A 17,704-nucleotide genomic window follows, 5' to 3' on the forward strand; every position below is an offset into this window, starting at 1 on the left:
TGACGGATGCCCGTCAGCTATTTTTTTTACCAAGGAAGATATTTTTTCCACCAACCTGTTTTTTTCTTTTCTTCAGTTGTCTTTTCAAATTCTTCCTTATCATCAACATGATCCATACAATATTCAGTTGGTTCTGTACCTTTTGCGAAATACATTTTAACTGAAATTGGACAGTTTTTTGTAGCGATTTTTCCGTTTTCAGGATTAATATCGACTGCAACGACGTCACTTGGCTGCTTAAACTCTTTTTTAGGTTGGCCATCTAAGCCTTTCTCCATCGTATCGGTCCATATTCTTTTCGCATATCCTTGTTCTGCTACGTTTGAAATCGATTTAGGTTGATCATATCCAACCCATACACCAGTTACGATTTGCGGGGTAAATCCAATCATCCAACTATCTGTTTCAGTAGAACCAGATTTTCCGGCATATGTTCTCGAGAGTTTAGATAACATCGACTGACCAGTTACAGCAGCGTAACTGCTTAGTTTTTTATTAAACATACCCGTCATCATTTCTTCCATCACAAACGCTTTGCTCTTATCGAGAACTTGTTTGCTCTCCAAATGAGCATCGTATAACATATTCCCTTCATGATCCATAATGCGGCGAATGAAAATAGGTTTTACTTCCTTTCCGCCGTTTGCGAACATGCTATAAGCATTTACCATTTCAATTGGCTTTACAGGAGATGTACCAAGAGCAAGAGACGGAACATCTTTTAATGCACTCGTAATTCCGAATTGTTTCGCTGTTTTTGTAAGGATATCTTCACCTAAAAATAAATTTGTTTTCACAGCATATATGTTATCAGAGACTGCGAGGGCTTGTGCCATCGTTACGAAATCATCTGCATAATAATCTTTATAGTTTTTTGGTTTATACTTTGAAACACCGTCACCTAAAGTAAATACCGTGTATTCGCTTTTTAAGCGCGTAGCCGGGGTGAAACCTCGTTCTAGTGCCGCATAGTATAGAAATGGCTTAAATGTAGAACCAGGCTGACGAACGGCTTGTGTAGCCCTGTTAAATTGACTCGTATTATAATCAGTTCCACCAACAAGGGCAGCTACTTCACCTGTTTTTGGATTCATAGAGACGAGAGCAGTTTGTATGTTTGTTGTGTCAGGTATGTGATCTTTTACAGCTTGCTCTGCAACCGATTGTAATTTAGGGTCTAGCGTTGTATAAATACGCAGGCCGCCCTTTTGTAAGGCTTGCTCATCTAATCCGATATCAAGAAGAAGAGAAGCCTGTACAGCATCTTGGAAATAAGGCGCGACCTCTGCCACTTTTTTCGCATCTAATGAAGCAAAGCTTAGTGGTTCTTTTTTTGCTGAAGTTGCTTGTTTCTTCGTAATATAACCTTGTTCTACCATTTCATCTAATATGAGAGATTGTCGTCCTTTAGCACGATCCTCTTTCAAAAAAGGAGAGTAGACACTAGGTCCTTTCGGGATACCAGCGAGCATGCTAGCTTCTGCTAATGTTAATTCTTTTGCTGTTTTATCGAAATATAGACGAGACGCAGCTTCGATTCCGTAAGCGCCATGTCCGTAATAAATTGTATTTAAATAACCTTCTAAAATATGATTTTTATTATAGTTCACTTCAAGGCGGACGGTGTACATCGCTTCTAATAGTTTCCGTTTCCACGTTTTATCATGATCTAAGTATAGGTTACGAGCATACTGTTGTGTAATCGTACTAGCACCTTGGACTTTTGCCATCGCTTTTAAATCGGCAACAATAGCCCCAGCAATACGCTTCATATCAAAGCCATGATGTTTGTAGAATCGTTGATCTTCGATAGATAGTGTTGCCTCTTTTACATAAGGAGAGATTTCATTGAGAGATACATTGTAGCGTTTTTGCATTTCATTACTTTGCCCTATAACAGTGTCATCATTAGCGTAAAAGACACTTGTTTGCGGGACAGCAACAGGAGGAGGTCCCATAATTTTTGCAATTATAATAATAACAAAAAAGGAAAAAACGAAAAAAAGAACAGAAGAAAACATTACGGTGAAGAAAAGACGTTTATATTTTTTAAGTTTCGGATTCATAGTTTGATTCATCTTTTTCAGCCCCTCATTCATACAAACATTATTGTATTAGTATTGAGGGTTTTCGGTTATTTTAAACAATGAAATTTTGAAAACAAAAGCTCCTTCAATTAAGAAAGGAGCTCAAAGGCACGTGCTGGCCAATCGGTAATAATGACATCTACGCCATAATCAACCATAGTTTGTAAATCTTTGTATTCGTTAATTGTATAAGGGCGGAAAACATACCCTTGTTTTTGCGCTAGTTGAACAAATTCCTTTGTTAGTAGTTGAAAGTTTGGATGTAAACCAGTTGCTTCTCTAGTTTTTGCTTCAGCGATAGGATCAGCAAGTGGTGTATCGTATAAAATCGCTCTTGGGATTTCAGGAGCAATCTCTGCTAATAATGAAACAGATTCGTGGTTAAATGAGGAGAATACAATTTGATTAGATAGATGATATTCTCGAACAAGAGCCACAACTTTTTCTTCAATATTAGGGTAGTGAATGACATCTGTTTTTAACTCAATATTGAGCTGTAAATTTGTTGTAGATAGCCAAATGAACACTTCACGTAACGTTGGAATTTTTGCTTCATCGAAAGAGGGGTCTTTATGGCTACCAGCATCTAAAGCTTGTAATTCCGCTACCGTTTTTTCAGAAACAAGACCTATGCCATTTGTTGTGCGATCTACCGTTTCATCGTGAATCACGACAAGTTCACCATCTTTTGACAGGTGGACATCAAGTTCAATTCCATGGGCACCAATGCGTTCAGCTTCTTGGAAGGCAATCATCGTATTTTCTGGATGTGTTCCTTTTACCCCGCGGTGGGCGAAAATAAGTGGTTTATTCATACGGAAATCTCCTTATCGTTTCTTTTCTTTCATTATGAAACTGCTTTTGAAAAAATACAATTGAATAGGATAAACATTTACAAAAGTCTAACAGTTGCACAAAAGTTAACGTTAACGTAAAATGTAATAGTTGAGTGAAGGGAGGAATAAACATGTATAAGATTGATGAAGTCACAAAGCAAGTTGGTTTAACAAAACGTACACTTCGTTATTATGAGGAAATTGGTTTAATTCATCCCCCAGAACGTAGTGAGGGGAACATTCGCCTGTATACAGATGAGGATATCGCCAGAATTAAACGGATTGTGGAAGCGAAAGAAGTATTAGGAATTACGCTTCAAGAAATGCAACATTTCTTATCGTTAAAAGAAAGAATGGAACAAAGAAGAAATAGTGCAAACCCTCGTGACCGCGAAATGATTCAAGAAATTAAAGAGATGCTTGAAAAACAAGTGCAAACGCTAGACGAGAAAATGGAGCAAATGCAGCGTGTAAAGGTGGAACTAGAAGATAGCTTACATCGTGCAGTGACATTTTTGGAGAGTACAAAAGGAGAATGATCAAAATGGAGAGCAAACAAAAATTAGGGAGATTAATTACAGTGGTGGCTACCTTCCTTGCCTTTTCGGGTATAGGGGTAGTCGATCCAATCTTACCAAGCATTGCTGAACAAATTGGTGCATCGCATTGGCAAGTAGAGATGCTATTTACAGCATATATTTTAACGATGGCAATTATGATGTTACCAGCTGGAATATTCGCATCAAGATTTGGTGATAAACGAATGATGACGATCGGTCTTGCGATTGTAACTGTATTTGCGTTTATATGCGGTATATCGCAAACGATTGCCCAATTATCTATTTTCCGCGCGGGGTGGGGATTAGGAAATGCAATGTTCTTCGCAACGGCGATGACATTATTAATTGCATTAAGTAAAGAAGTTCATGAAGCAGTAGGATTGTATGAAGCAGCTATCGGTTTAGGAATGGCAGGCGGACCGTTATTAGGCGGGATATTAGGTGGACATTCTTGGCGTTACCCATTTTTTGCGACGAGTATTTTAATTTTCTTAGCATTTATTTTAGTTTTCTTTTTTGTAAAAGAACCGGAGCGAAAAGTGAAGCGTAAAGCGGCAGGTGTAGGAGAATTACTTAACCTGGTGAAATATAAGCCGTTTATGCAAGGTGCGATTTCAGGAATGTTATACTACTACGGATTTTTCGTGGTGTTAGCATATTCACCACTTATTATGCATTTATCTGCTATTCAATTAGGATTTGTATTTTGTGGATGGGGATTAGCGTTAGCTTACGGTTCTGCAATTTTAGCTCATAAGCTAGAAGGGAAATATGAGCCGAAGGCATTGTTAAAAGGTAGTTTACTCGTATTTGCCCTATTTTTAATTGCACTATTCTTTGTGAAAGTTATGTGGTTACAAATTGTATTAATTGTTCTATCAGGATTAGCGTCAGGGTTAAATAATGCATTATTTACAAGTTATGTAATGGATATTTCACCTTATGAAAGATCTGTTACATCTGGTGTTTATAACTTCGTTCGTTGGTTAGGTGGCGCAATTGCTCCAATCTTATCAGGAATCATCGGCCACACTGTTTCACCGCAAAGTCCATTTTTAGTCGGTGGAATTGTGGTGTTAGTCGGTTGCGTAATAATTTTAATTCCAATTCGTAAACCGGTAGAAGTAGAGACAAAAGCCCTTTCTTAAGAAAGGGTTTTCTTTCCTATTACAGGGCAATCCCTTTTCACATATATGTTAGAACCCTCTGACTAAAATATATTTTCGGTATTTTTGTACTTTTAACTATACTTTTCGGATGTTTTGTTTTATTTTTGTTAGGGGACATTAATGATGTCCCTATTATAAATTTGCATTGAAAGGCGTGATTGTACGATGGAACTATGGTTCACTGAAAAACAAACAAAACATTTTGGGATTACGGCACGTATTAACCGCACATTACATACGGAGCAAACAGAATTCCAAAAACTTGATATGGTTGAAACGGAAGAGTTCGGAAACATGCTTATTTTAGATGGCATGGTTATGACAACAGAAAAAGATGAGTTCGTTTATCATGAAATGGTAGCGCACGTACCTTTATTTACACATCCAAACCCTGAAAACGTATTAGTTGTAGGTGGTGGCGATGGTGGTGTTATTCGTGAAGTGTTAAAACACCCAAGCGTAAAGAAAGCAACTCTTGTTGAAATCGATGGAAAAGTAATTGAGTACTCTAAACAATACTTACCATCAATTGCAGGCGCATTAGATAATGAGCGTGTAGAAGTAAAAGTAGGAGACGGTTTCCTACACATCGCAGAGAGCGAAAATGAATATGACGTAATTATGGTAGATTCTACTGAGCCAGTAGGACCAGCAGTAAACTTATTTACGAAAGGTTTCTACGCTGGAATTTCAAAAGCGTTAAAAGAAGATGGTATTTTCGTTGCACAAACGGACAACCCTTGGTTCACACCAGAACTAATTACAACTGTGTTTAAAGACGTAAAAGAGATCTTCCCAATTACTCGTTTATACACAGCGAACATTCCAACTTATCCAAGTGGTCTTTGGACGTTCACAATTGGATCTAAAAAACATGATCCATTAGAAGTAAGTGAAGAGCGTTTCCACGAAATCGAAACGAAATACTACACAAAAGAATTACACAATGCAGCATTCGCATTACCGAAATTTGTTGGCGATCTAATTAAGTAAGAGAATCGTATCGAACCAATAAAGTGTAAGTAGCTCATTTAAGGTGTTTGTCCAGAAGACTTGAACATGCTAGCTACTTACACTACTGTAAAGAAAATTGTCTTCTTATTGTAAAAAAGAAGACCCCCGGTAAATCGAGAAAGAGGAGCAATTCGCTCCAAATTTGAGAAATAATGAAAGGTTGGGATACCTTAAGTTCCACATAAGGAGGAAAAGAATATGCGTTTTGATGAAGCTTATTCAGGTAAAGTATTTATTAAAAGTCATCCAAGTTTTGAAGAGTCAAAGGTAGTTATTTACGGGATGCCTATGGATTGGACAGTAAGTTACCGTCCGGGATCTCGCTTTGGCCCTGCACGTATTCGTGAAGTATCAATCGGTCTTGAGGAATATAGTCCATATTTAGATCGTGAACTAGAAGAGGTAAAATATTTTGATGCGGGTGATATCCCGTTACCATTCGGAAACGCACAACGCAGCTTAGACATGATTGAAGAGTATGTATCAAAACTTTTAGATGCCGATAAGTTTCCACTAGGGCTCGGCGGTGAGCACTTAGTGTCTTGGCCAATTTTTAAGGCAATGGCAAAAAAATATCCGGATTTAGCAATCATCCACATGGATGCTCATACTGATTTACGTGAATCATATGAAGGGGAGCCTTTATCCCACTCTACACCAATTCGTAAAGTGTGCGATTTAATTGGTCCGGAAAACGTATATTCTTTCGGAATTCGTTCTGGAATGAAGGAAGAATTTGAATGGGCGAAAGAAGTAGGTATGAACTTATACAAATTTGACGTACTAGAGCCGTTGAAAGAAGTATTACCGAAACTTGCAGGACGCCCAGTTTATGTCACAATCGACATTGACGTATTAGACCCAGCTCACGCTCCAGGAACAGGAACGTTAGAAGCTGGAGGTATCACATCTAAAGAATTATTAGATTCCATCGTGGCAATTGCAAATTCAAATATAAATGTAGTTGGAGCAGACCTAGTAGAAGTAGCTCCTGTCTACGACCATAGTGATCAAACACCAGTCGCAGCAAGCAAATTCGTGCGGGAAATGCTGCTCGGTTGGGTAAAGTAAAAGTGAAGCCGACTGTTTAGACCCGGTGACTAAGGTTCTTTCCTGCAAAAGGTGCTTTTTACCTTTTGGCAGGGAAGGTTCTTAGACGCAAGGGTCTAGGAGGCGTAACTGGATAGAAATAAAAGCGGAGATTTTAGCCGCTGTAGCTGGATAAAACAAGAGCCTCCTATATGAATAGGGGCTCTTGTTTTATCGATATGTGTCGGTAAATCTACATATTAAAAAAAACGCTGATATAATTTCACTGACTGTCACGAGACATAAAAAAGAGCGATTCTCAAACGATGAGAATCGCTCTTTTTCTTATGCAACATTCTCTTCCGAAGCAATGCCGCGAATTTCATCAGCAGAACGGATTGGATATTTGCGGAATATAATTGATCCGATGTACCCAACAATCGTGGTAACGATTCCACATAATACAGCAGCAATTGTTACTTTTACGACGTCATTAAATCCGAATAAGACAAGAAGTCCTGGGATTGGTGATGCGGTTCCTGGTGCATTATTAACGAGCTGGAACAGAGATGTAATAATACCAGCAAGTGCACCGCCAACGAAGTTTGTCGCATAAATTGGAATTGGATTTGCTGAAACAACATCGGCTTGTGTTAAAGGCTCGATTGCTACAGCGATTGTGTCTTTCTTTGAACAAATTTTTAGTCGTTTAAAGAAAATAAAGTTCATTGGGGCTGAGGCTGCTACAGCAAGACTACCAATTGCCATTGGTAAACCTGTTAATCCAAGCATTGCAGTTAGTGCCATAGAACTTAATGGAGAGGTAGAAATAACTGTTATTAATCCACCAAGCATAATGCCCATAATGATAGGACTTTCTGTAGTTGCAACTGAAATCATAGAACCGATTTTACCGAGCGTTGCGTTCACGAGCGGATCCATAAGCATGGCCATTCCGCGTGAGATTGGTGCGGCAATAAATAAAATTGCTAAAAACTCTACACCAGCAGGTAATTTCTTTTCGAGGAATTTCACGACGAAAGCGCAAACGTATCCGGCAAAAAATCCTGGTAAAATGCCGAATCCACTAGTAGCGATACCGATTAAAACAGCATATACGGGTGAAACACCGATTGCTAGTGCGACTAAAATTGCGGCTGCGACACCACTCATACTACCAGAAGCTTCTCCTACTGATTGTAGAAAGTCATTATGAAACATTTCTCCACCGATATAACGGTGAAATGCTTCAATAAGAAAACTTGCGATTGCTGCATTAGCTAAAGCACCCATTGCTTTCATTCCGTAAGGAGCGCGGTAACTAAAAAGTGTAAATAGACAAAGTACAACAAGTAATAGTGCTAAACCTTGCAAGATAGCCATTGGAAAACTGTCTCCTTTGATTTTTGTAATAAAAATTTGTATCATTCAATAATAATATAAAAGTTCATGAAACGGAAAAAATTTTTATTGGGAAATTGCTATAAGGTGAAAAACCCTTACAATAATGTAAGGAAAGTGTAAGACTTTTCAATAGAGTATAGTATGCCTTTTTCCGTATAATACAGGTATAGACATAAGACTAGTGAGAAAGAAGTGCAAACAGGAGGCGCATGTATGAAATTGGTAATTAAAGTTTTAGTTGTATTCGCCATTATTCTAGGTGGAACAGCGTATTATTTGAACACAAAAACAGAAGGTGTACATGCTTTTGTAGACAACTTCTTTTCAAATAAAGAAATACAAGATTATTATGCGGTTATAGATAAAGGTGAGAAAAAAGACGGTGAATACTTGTATACATTTAAAGGGTATACAGAAGACGGAAAGTTACAAGTTGTGAAAAGAATGATGAACCGTGAATTGCATACTGGGGCGTTTATAAAAATTTATGCAAAAGGTATGCAAGGAAAAGGATGGGCTGAAATATCGAAAGAGTCAATCCCACAAAAAGCGTTGGAAAAAATAGAAAAACCATAAAAGGAGCGACTTATTCGCTCCTTTTTTAGTGCGTTAAAATAGTGATAGATGTTTTTTCTTTGTTAGAAATGATTTTTGCACGTCCACCAATCGGGAAAGTGAAAATCGGGGTTGTATGCCCGAAACTTGCGTTTACAATGACAGGGATATGTGCGAGTTCAGGTTTTGAAGCAATCATTTCTTGAATGTCTTCTATCGTACATTCTGCGCCTTTTTGCATCTTTCCTATAACGATGCCTTTTACATGTTCAAAATCTTGTTGTTGCATAAGAGAATGTAAATAGCGATCAAAAGTTTTAAGGGTAGATGTTCCTGTTAAACTATCCTCTTCAATAAATAAAATTTTCTCCTTTAAGTTAGGCATATATGGCGTACCTTGCAGTAAGTTAAATGTGCTCATATTGCCACCGATAATATCTCCTGTAGCTTCTCCCTCGTGAATTGAAACATATCCTTTATTTTTAATAAATTCTCGATTTTCCTGATCTACATACCAAGAATCATCGCTCCATGTTTCAGATGGCAATATTTCAATAGGTTCATTAGAAGTTAAGCATTTTAAAAAGTAATCGGTCGTATACTCGAGTCCTTTTTCCATTCCAAATGAAGAGAAATGGGGTCCTGAATATGTAACAAGTCCTGTTTTTGTGTAAATTGCATTATTTAACGCAGTGATATCAGAATAGCCACAGAAAAATTTCGGGTTTTCTCGAATCAAATCGTAATCGAGATGTTTTAATAAGCCATTAGAGTTGTATCCGCCAAGTGTCGTCAAAATGGCTTTTACATTCGGGTCTCTAAATGCTTCGTGAAGATCGTGAACGCGTGAAGAGATAGAAGAGGAAGCAAATCGATCTATCTCATCAGCATATGTTGAGAATGTAACTTGAAAGCCCATGTCGTTTAATCTTTTTATAGCAAGCTCTTGATTCGTATTTGAGGCAATACTTAAACTACAAGATGGTGAAATAACTCTAATTTCATCACCCTTTTTTAATTTTGTTGGTAGCACTTAGATTCACCTCTATAATTAATTAAATATTTAGATTTAACAAATATTTTATCATATGAAATAAAGTGAAAGTGAATTATTTTTTGAAATAGAGTTTTCCTGATTTTTCAGCAGACAGACAGAGGTTTTTTTTGATATGATAGGAAAAGTGATTTATTATAAGTAGTATTTAATATCTATAACATTTGAAAGGTGTGCAAGACGTGGAGAAACAACTTGCAGGCTTGCCGGTACACGTTCATTTCGTAACAGAAATCCGTGAAGGGGCGAGGAAGGAAACCGTTGCTTTTGAAGCAAATGGTCAATACTATGTAAAAGGTCAAGGTACATACGTAACATTCCAAGAGCCGAACGAACAGGGCGAAGTGAAAACAATTATTAAAATTCAAGATGAACAAGTTCTCATTATGCGTTCAGGTGCTGTTTCAATGCGTCAAACGCATGTGAAAGGTGAATGGACAACTGGTACGTATACGAGTGAACTTGGTACGTTTGCATTGCAAACGAAAACTGATAACGTTCTTTTTAAATGGTCGGATGAAAAGAAAAAAGGACAACTCTTCTTAACGTACGCATTGCTTCTAAGTGAACAAGAAGCTGGCAGATATACAATTACACTTAATTTGAAGGAGGCAAAATAATGAATTCTTTAGAACAAGTAAAAGGATTAATTAAAGAAGAAATTCAAGCTGCTGTATTAAAGGCAGAATTAGCGACGGAAGAACAGATTCCAAACGTTGTATTAGAATCTCCAAAAGATAAAACAAATGGTGACTTCTCTACAAATATGGCAATGCAACTTGCACGCGTTGCGAAAAAAGCACCTCGTATGATTGCAGAAGAATTAGTTGCAAACTTCGATAAAGCAAAAGCTTCTATTGAAAAAATTGAAATCGCTGGTCCTGGTTTCATTAACTTCTACATGGATAATAGCTACTTAACAGACTTAATCCCAACAATCGTTAATGCTGGTGAAGCTTACGGTGAAACGAATACTGGTAAAGGTGAAAAAGTACAAGTCGAGTTCGTATCTGCGAATCCAACAGGTGACCTTCACTTAGGACATGCACGTGGTGCGGCAGTAGGTGACACTTTATGTAACGTATTAGCGAAAGCAGGATACGATGTATCTCGTGAGTACTACATTAATGACGCTGGTAACCAAATTCATAACTTAGCTCTTTCTGTTGAAGCTCGTTACATGCAAGCTTTAGGTCTAGAGAAAGAAATGCCAGAAGACGGATACCATGGTGCGGATATCATTGGAATCGGTAAACGTTTAGCTGAAGAGTTTGGCGATCGTTATGCAAAAGCTGATGCTGAAGAAAGCTATGAATTCTACCGTGAATACGGTTTAAAATATGAGTTAGCAAAACTTCAAAAAGACTTAGAAAGCTTCCGTGTTAAATTTGATGTATGGTTCTCAGAAACATCATTATACAAAAACGGAAAAATCGATGCTGCACTTGCAGTATTAAAAGAGCGTGACGAGATCTTTGAAGAAGGCGGTGCAACTTGGTTCCGTTCAATGACTTACGGTGACGACAAAAACCGTGTATTAATTAAAAATGATGGTTCTTACACGTACTTAACGCCAGATATCGCGTATCACCGTGATAAATTAGAGCGTGGTTTCGATAAGCTAATCAATATTTGGGGTGCTGACCACCATGGTTACATTCCGCGTATGAAAGCTGCTATTCAAGCGCTAGGTTACGATAAAGAAACACTTGAAGTAGAAATCATCCAAATGGTACAACTGTATCAAAACGGTGAAAAAATGAAGATGAGTAAGCGTACAGGTAAAGCAGTTACACTTCGTGAGCTTATGGAAGAAGTAGGCGTGGACGCAATGCGTTACTTCTTCGCAATGCGTAGCGGCGATTCTCATTTAGATTTCGATATGGACTTAGCTGTATCAAAATCTAATGAAAACCCAGTATACTATGCACAATATGCTCATGCTCGCGTATGCAGTATCCTTCGTCAAGGTGAAGAGTTAGGATTAGCTACAGGCGGAGACGTGAACTACAAACTTGTTACTTCTGAGAAAGAAGTAGAGTTACTGAAAAAACTTGGTGAATTCCCAGCAGTAGTTGCGGATGCAGCACAAAAACGTCTGCCACACCGCATTACAAACTATGCATTTGAATTAGCAGCAACATTACACAGCTTCTACAATGCAGAAAAAGTATTAAACCAAGATAACTTAGAATTAAGTAAAGCTCGTTACGAGTTAATGAAAGCAGTACGTACTACACTTCAAAGCGCATTAGCAATCGTAGGAGTATCTGCACCAGAAAAAATGTAATTAAGAAAAGCGGAAGCGGCTTGCTTAGAATAGGAGGGGGATGGAGCTCCTGACAGAGAGGCGTACTTTGCCTCGGAGGAAGGCGCGAAGCCACCGAGTATTCTAGCCGCTGGAGCTGGACATAAAGAAAAGCGGAAGCGGACTTTCGTTTTTAAGTAAAAGGCAATCACACGATGTTGTGATTGCCTTTTTGTATGGGGATAATAAAAAATAAAATTTTATCAAACAAAAGGAGAATTTGCGTCGTCTTATATAAATGACAGGAGGTTTCCGATGGAAGAAAAGGTAGAAGAATTAATTGATATATAAGCAGCAAATATATTCCTTATGCTATAAATTAGCGAAAACGAAAGAAGATGCAGAAGATATTTTTCAAGAGACTTGGATAAAAGTTTTTTCCTCTAGGCACCAACTTTCTTGTGTGGAAAATTATAAAAAATGGATTACTACAATTTGTGCTCGTACATTTTATGACTTTTATCGTAAGAAGAAAAGGTGGAAAGATCGCGTATTGGATTTATTTCATAAAGAGGATGGTGGAGAAATAGATTTGGCAGATGAAGTGAATATATCAGAAAAATTTATTCAAAAAGTAGAAGCGGAAATGATACGGGAAGTTATACAGTTATTGAATGAAAAATATAAAACTGTGCTCGTACTCTACTATTATGAACAATACTCTTATAAAGAAATGAGCGAAATATTAAATATACCGATTGGCACGGTGAACTACCGCCTTAATTATGCGAAGAAGCAAATGCGGGAACATTTGGAGGGGTTCGTTTATGACGGAAGATAAGTTTGATCAGAAGATAAAAAGTAGCTTAGCGGGAGAGATGATTCCAAGCGAAGAGCTAATAAATAATACGAAGCAGATTGTGCGAAATGCTCAAAAAATAGAGAAGAGATGGGTTATATGTATTCATGCTATTTGGATGATTGTATTAACTGTCACTCTAGAGCAGTTCGTTAGTCATTTGGATCATAAAATATCTGTCATTATAACGATAGTTATTGTGATGCACCTATACATTCCTATATATGTTGTCATACAGTCATTTTTAAAGAAGGAGTATAAATTACATGATAGAGTTCGCTAATCCATTTGTAGTAATTGAGATAGCTGGGATTGCAATGTTTTTGGCTTTTATAGCACTTTTAGTATGTGTAGTATCATGGGTGTATACAGATGCAAAAATGCGTGGAATAAGTAAGTGGTGGAGTGTTATAGCGATTGTATTGCCATTTTTTATTGGAGTTTTGTTATATATGGTACGAAGAAGTAAAAGGAAAGTAGAAGGAGAACATGCGATGAAGGGTATGAAAAAGCAAAAAATAACGCTGGTTGTGATATTTGCAAGTGCAATGCTTGTATTACTTAGCGGCTTTGCTTTCGTTCAAACGTTAGATGATATGTGGAGAGCTGGTGATATATATTTAGAAAATGAGAAGCAAGGGGAGACAAGTTACGAGGCAAAATTCTCATCATGGGATATTGCTGGGAAAGATATTGAACTTGAGTATGCAAAAGATACAGAAGTAACATTTTCTTATGAGACGGATGCAAAACGTGGGAATTTATGCTTTAGCTTGTATGAAAGGCAAGGAGAAGGAATAAGAGAGTTAAAAGAGATCTGTGAATCGAAAAAAGGTACTTTTAAAGCTGCATTAAAAGCGAATGAAAAGTATGTATTTAATATAAGTGGTGTAATGGTGAAAGATGGTTTTGTAAAAGTGAATTGGGAAACAAAGTAAAGGGCCTTGAGAAAGGCCCTTTATTTTATCGGATTGTATACGTAACCGAAAAGCTAACAGGACTATAGTAAACGTAAGGTGCATGAAACTGAACGTACATATTTCCATCTGTTTTTGCAGTGAAAATTCGGCCGTAACCATCAGAATAACGTCCAATAAGTTTATGATTTGAGTCATAAACACTGTAACTAGGAGTTTTGCTGTTAGGTTGAATTGTTAGTTCCTGTCCTTTTTGAAGGAAAACAGGTTCTTGTTCAGAACTACTTCCAGTTTGCAAAGAATAAAATTTTGTAAAGCTTTGTTCTTGAGTAGCGGCAGCCGCCTTTGTTTCAGGAATAAACGCGGTAGCACCAGTAATTCCTGCTAAAGTTAACGCACCGGCTAAAATCATTTTTTTCATAGTAAAGAAGCCTCCTTATTAGTTGTAATCATTTTTGTTACAGTTAATATTGTATATGATAATGAGTGGGAGGAAATATGCTTTTATGCATATATGTATTTTCTCAATAAAAAATCACCACTTTAAAGTAGGTGATTTTTGTTATAACTAATTGTTTTTTTCTTTTGGACTGACAAAAGAAGACGGATAAAGGCTTTATATCTGTTTTTTTTAAAAATTAATTTGTATTGAGAAATAGAAAAGTGCAACCTGAATTATTTGTATATTTTTAATGAGGATATAGATGTTATCACTTTTAAAAGAAAGGTGGCTTTTTCTGAAAAACCTAAACATATAATGTTGTGTAAATTAAGGAGAATTATATGAGGGTGGTCAACCTTAGCCAGAATATGATATGTAAAATAGGATAATTGGTTAACCTAAAGATGCCTTATAATAATGAAGTAAAAATGGGGAGCAACAATTAACTATTGATTTTTGGTAACAATTCTAGAATAATAGACTATGGAAAAAATTTGTTGTTTTTTGGGGGAATTACGAAAAAAGGCATGTCTGTATTATTTATTGATGAAATGCTAATAGGGAATGTTGTAATTGCTTTAAATCATGTTATTACAATCAAGGTAAGTGTACTTAAAATTATAATCTATCTAACAACTGAGTAGGTAATCCTCAAAACTTCTTATTTAAGGAGTCAAGGATTTGGTGCTAATCAACTTGATTTTTTAGATTCGATAAAAATAATGAGGAGATATACAGCTCTTATTTTTGATTTAACATCATTTATATATATATTAATACATAAATGTATATAAGTATATATAAATATTTTATTATTCGTAAAGAAATTAAAAATTTTTAGCGGATAGATGATATGTAGGTTTATTTTAATTTTTTGACATAGCTCTAGAATCAGATCCATCAGGAGAAACCCTTTTTCTCGACACCCATTTATATACTCCAAAAATGAAAAGACTGATTCCCGTATTTCTGCAAAATTCACATGAAATCAGTTGAAAATCACAATCGTTTTTAGTTACCCCAAAACTTGTTTCACTTTATTCAGATTTGGAGAATATTTCTTTTATCTTCATAGACAAATAATACTTCGTCCGTAATATTTTAATCATATAGCGCTGATGTTAAAATGTTTTTTGCATCAATTTATTTCGGTATTTAACTAAATATCAAATGTTTTAATACATGGACATTGTCAGCCGTACTTATGATGACAGAAAGCTTATCTTCTAATGATATCCTGTAAAATATGAGTATTTTAACTCGTTCCACATTTATAAGCTTTTTTGCTGGTATGCTGAATGCGACTATAATCCGTAATTTTCGTTATTTTTCAGAACGATAAGTATGGAAGTTGATAGGATGCATATTTGCTGTGAAGTAGTTAGTCTATATTTGCCCGCACTAAAATCTTTTACACATAGAATAATCATTTTATAATCCCTAAGGCACAAAAAGAAGAATGGTTGTCATGAGTTTCGTCTGGAATGCATTTTAAATCATTTTTTCCTGATTTTAAATGTATTCCAGTATCTGTCGCCTATATGTATTTATTATTTAAACTTTTTTGTCAAAGTTTATCTATGTTCCTATTAAAAAATATAGGTCAAAAGTACATAATTGTAGGCGTGTCGAAAATGTTAGATACACTTATAAAAAATCAAGTTTCAAGTTGTTAAGTAGTAGTGAAGGGGGGAAGAGAAATCATAATAGCTATTAAAAATACGTAGGTGAAATAGTTGGATAATAGAATTTTCATCATAACATGTTTGTACCAGAAACTATTTATATTTTAAATTATGAGGAGGCTAACATAAAGTATGTATTTAAAGAGAATAACTTCTATTTTTTCGATTATAATGATTTTCATGTTTACTATAGGTCAGAGTCTTTTACCTATAGTAGCAAACGCACAAGAATTAAATACATTAGGACTTGTGGATAGTTTTAAGATTGATAAAACAGATCTTTCTATCGGACAACGGACTAAAGTAACTATAAACTTCAGTGAAAAAGATAGTCTTAAGCTGAAGTCTGGAGACACACTAACATTAACACTGCCTCCAGAATTAAAAGGATTAAATACAGAGTTTCTATTAGATGATTATGGTACTTGTAAAGTCACTGCAGGTACTGTGGTATGTACATTTAATGATAAAGTGGGTACACATCAAAATATTAAAGGGTATTTAAACTTTTTTGTGGAAGCTGCTAATGTAGGAACGGATGAAAAGAAAGAGATTGAAACCAATTTCGGTACAAATGTAGATAAGCAATCTGTAACAATTACCGGCCCAAGCAGTGGTGGGGGTACAGATCCTGGAAAGCCACCATTTTTTTATAAAACTGGTGATATGAACTCAGGTAAGAGCGATGAAGTACGTTGGTTCTTGAATATAAACTTGGCTAAAGAAGAGTTAAGTGGTGATATTGTTGTGACTGATAATTTACAGGAAGGTCAAACACTTAATAAGGATAGTTTCTATATAATTGTAGATGATTATATAGGTCGTCGATCTTTAACGCTACAAGAGCTTGAAAAGCAAGGTTACGGAACGATTACCTTTACTGGAGACAAATCATTTAAAGTTGTGCTTAATAAGGATAAAGCGCGTCTTGCCTCCTTTTCGATTGGTTATACATCTACTATAACGGAAGCTGGGAAGAAGCAAGAGTTTTTTAAGAATGATTATACGATTGATTACCAAGTTCTAAACAAGGAACCAGTTAATGAATCGGGTACTCATCCAGTCGAAAATATGACAGCTGGCGGTGGTGCTGAAGGTAACGTGACTCCAAAAGGAACACTAAAAATTGTGAAGCATATTGAAGGGGATGAAGAAAAAGTAATCCCAAATGTTTCGTTTAAGTTGTATAAAGAGCCTGATGAACAAGTTGGAGATGTATATAAAACAGATGAAAAAGGGATAATTGAAATCCCTAATTTACAACCAGGTAAATATTATGTGAAAGAAGTTTCAGCTCCAGACTATGTTGATTTCGATCCTCAAGCAAAAGTAATTTTTGAAGTTAAATCAGATGCTGTAAATGGAGTTAAGTTGCCAATTCCGAATAAGGTGAAAACTACATCTATTGCAGGGACGAAGACGTGGAAAGGCGATAACGAGAAAGACCGTCCAAGTTCAATCAAAGTAGAGTTACTACAAAATGAGAAAGTAGTAGACACGAAAGAAGTAACAGCGGCAGATGGTTGGAAGTACAAATTTGACAACCTACCAGCATATGATGCAAATGGAGTAGCATACAAGTATGAAGTAAAAGAACAACCGATAGATGGATACACAACAGAAGTAAATGGTTATGACATTACAAATACAAAAGTGGTACAAACAACTAAGGTAGAAGGAACAAAAACATGGAAGGACGGAAATGCGCAAAGTCGTCCAACGATGATTAAAGTAGACTTACTACAAAATGGTACAGTGATTGCGACGCAAGAAGTGAGCGAAGCAACAGGATGGAAATATGAATTTAAAGATTTGGTAATAAACGATGTAGCCGGAACAGCATAT

General features: G+C 36.3%; 15 protein-coding genes and 1 pseudogene. 11 read left to right on the forward strand and 5 right to left on the reverse strand.

Annotation, left to right across the window (positions count from 1 at the left end; translation table 11 throughout):
• Positions 1 to 26 precede the first annotated feature (26 nt).
• Both ACXY7N_RS22005 and ACXY7N_RS22010 read right to left on the reverse strand, forming a co-directional pair.
• Entirely contained in the window at positions 27 to 2,078 is a 2,052-nt protein-coding gene (locus ACXY7N_RS22005) for a transglycosylase domain-containing protein (protein ID WP_016136115.1), read from the reverse strand.
• Between the two features lie 98 nt (positions 2,079 to 2,176).
• A complete protein-coding gene (locus ACXY7N_RS22010; protein ID WP_016085429.1) occupies positions 2,177 to 2,902 on the reverse strand; it encodes a glycerophosphodiester phosphodiesterase in 726 nt (241 codons plus the stop codon).
• A gap of 152 nt (positions 2,903 to 3,054) precedes the next feature.
• Between ACXY7N_RS22010 and ACXY7N_RS22015 the strand changes: the two genes are divergently transcribed.
• From ACXY7N_RS22015 to speB, 4 genes are all read left to right on the forward strand, one after another.
• Positions 3,055 to 3,462: a MerR family transcriptional regulator gene (locus ACXY7N_RS22015; protein WP_016085430.1), complete on the forward strand. Its 408-nt coding sequence runs from the start codon at positions 3,055 to 3,057 to the stop codon at positions 3,460 to 3,462.
• Between the two features lie 5 nt (positions 3,463 to 3,467).
• A complete protein-coding gene (locus ACXY7N_RS22020) occupies positions 3,468 to 4,631 on the forward strand; it encodes an MFS transporter (protein ID WP_016085431.1) in 1,164 nt (387 codons plus the stop codon).
• Positions 4,632 to 4,817: 186 nt separating this feature from the next.
• The gene (speE, locus tag ACXY7N_RS22025; RefSeq protein WP_000424696.1) at positions 4,818 to 5,645 is read left to right on the forward strand and encodes a polyamine aminopropyltransferase; all 828 of its coding nucleotides are present in this window, start codon (positions 4,818 to 4,820) and stop codon (positions 5,643 to 5,645) included.
• 219 nt (positions 5,646 to 5,864) lie between these two features.
• Positions 5,865 to 6,737, forward strand: a complete 873-nt coding sequence (gene speB, locus ACXY7N_RS22030; protein ID WP_001209831.1) for an agmatinase — start codon at positions 5,865 to 5,867, stop codon at positions 6,735 to 6,737.
• A 303-nt stretch (positions 6,738 to 7,040) separates the two neighbouring features.
• On the opposite strand, the gene ACXY7N_RS22035 is transcribed toward speB, so the two are convergent.
• Positions 7,041 to 8,078 carry a PTS sugar transporter subunit IIC gene (locus ACXY7N_RS22035; protein WP_016085433.1) on the reverse strand — a complete coding sequence of 346 codons (1,038 nt, stop codon included), beginning with the start codon at positions 8,076 to 8,078 and terminating at the stop codon, positions 7,041 to 7,043.
• Between the two features lie 234 nt (positions 8,079 to 8,312).
• On the opposite strand from ACXY7N_RS22035, the gene ACXY7N_RS22040 reads away from it, so the two are divergent.
• The gene (locus ACXY7N_RS22040; protein WP_000779940.1) at positions 8,313 to 8,675 is read left to right on the forward strand and encodes a YxeA family protein; all 363 of its coding nucleotides are present in this window, start codon (positions 8,313 to 8,315) and stop codon (positions 8,673 to 8,675) included.
• A gap of 25 nt (positions 8,676 to 8,700) precedes the next feature.
• Here the strand turns inward: ACXY7N_RS22040 and ACXY7N_RS22045 are convergent, their stop codons facing one another.
• Entirely contained in the window at positions 8,701 to 9,687 is a 987-nt protein-coding gene (locus tag ACXY7N_RS22045) for a S66 family peptidase (RefSeq protein WP_488592605.1), read from the reverse strand.
• 203 nt (positions 9,688 to 9,890) lie between these two features.
• Here ACXY7N_RS22045 and ACXY7N_RS22050 point away from each other — a divergent pair, with 203 nt between their 5' ends.
• The 5 genes and pseudogenes from ACXY7N_RS22050 to ACXY7N_RS22070 all read left to right on the forward strand — a co-directional run bounded on the left by ACXY7N_RS22050 (position 9,891) and on the right by ACXY7N_RS22070 (position 13,753).
• On the forward strand, positions 9,891 to 10,328 hold the full coding sequence (locus ACXY7N_RS22050; protein WP_000414868.1) for a YwiB family protein: 438 nt from the start codon (positions 9,891 to 9,893) through the stop codon (positions 10,326 to 10,328).
• Complete coding sequence (gene argS / locus ACXY7N_RS22055) at positions 10,328 to 11,998, forward strand: arginine--tRNA ligase (protein WP_016085435.1); 1,671 nt, start codon at positions 10,328 to 10,330, stop codon at positions 11,996 to 11,998. Before ACXY7N_RS22050 ends, argS begins: the two co-directional genes overlap by 1 nt.
• A gap of 273 nt (positions 11,999 to 12,271) precedes the next feature.
• Positions 12,272 to 12,797 (forward strand): annotated as a pseudogene (locus ACXY7N_RS22060) (RNA polymerase sigma factor).
• Entirely contained in the window at positions 12,784 to 13,098 is a 315-nt protein-coding gene (locus ACXY7N_RS22065) for a hypothetical protein (RefSeq protein ID WP_016085437.1), read from the forward strand. The pseudogene ACXY7N_RS22060 and the gene ACXY7N_RS22065 overlap by 14 nt, the downstream one beginning before the upstream one ends.
• A complete protein-coding gene (locus ACXY7N_RS22070) occupies positions 13,082 to 13,753 on the forward strand; it encodes an ECF-type sigma factor negative effector (protein WP_016085438.1) in 672 nt (223 codons plus the stop codon). The genes ACXY7N_RS22065 and ACXY7N_RS22070 overlap by 17 nt, the downstream gene beginning before the upstream one ends.
• Before the next feature lie 25 nt (positions 13,754 to 13,778).
• Here ACXY7N_RS22070 and ACXY7N_RS22075 read toward each other — a convergent pair whose 3' ends face one another.
• A complete protein-coding gene (locus ACXY7N_RS22075; protein WP_016085439.1) occupies positions 13,779 to 14,153 on the reverse strand; it encodes a hypothetical protein in 375 nt (124 codons plus the stop codon).
• Between the two features lie 1,838 nt (positions 14,154 to 15,991).
• On the opposite strand from ACXY7N_RS22075, the gene ACXY7N_RS22080 reads away from it, so the two are divergent.
• Positions 15,992 to 17,704: Cna B-type domain-containing protein (locus tag ACXY7N_RS22080; RefSeq protein ID WP_488592606.1), on the forward strand; the 1,713-nt coding region annotated here is incomplete at its 3' end.

Source organism: Bacillus sp. 5w2 (genome assembly GCF_054353775.1).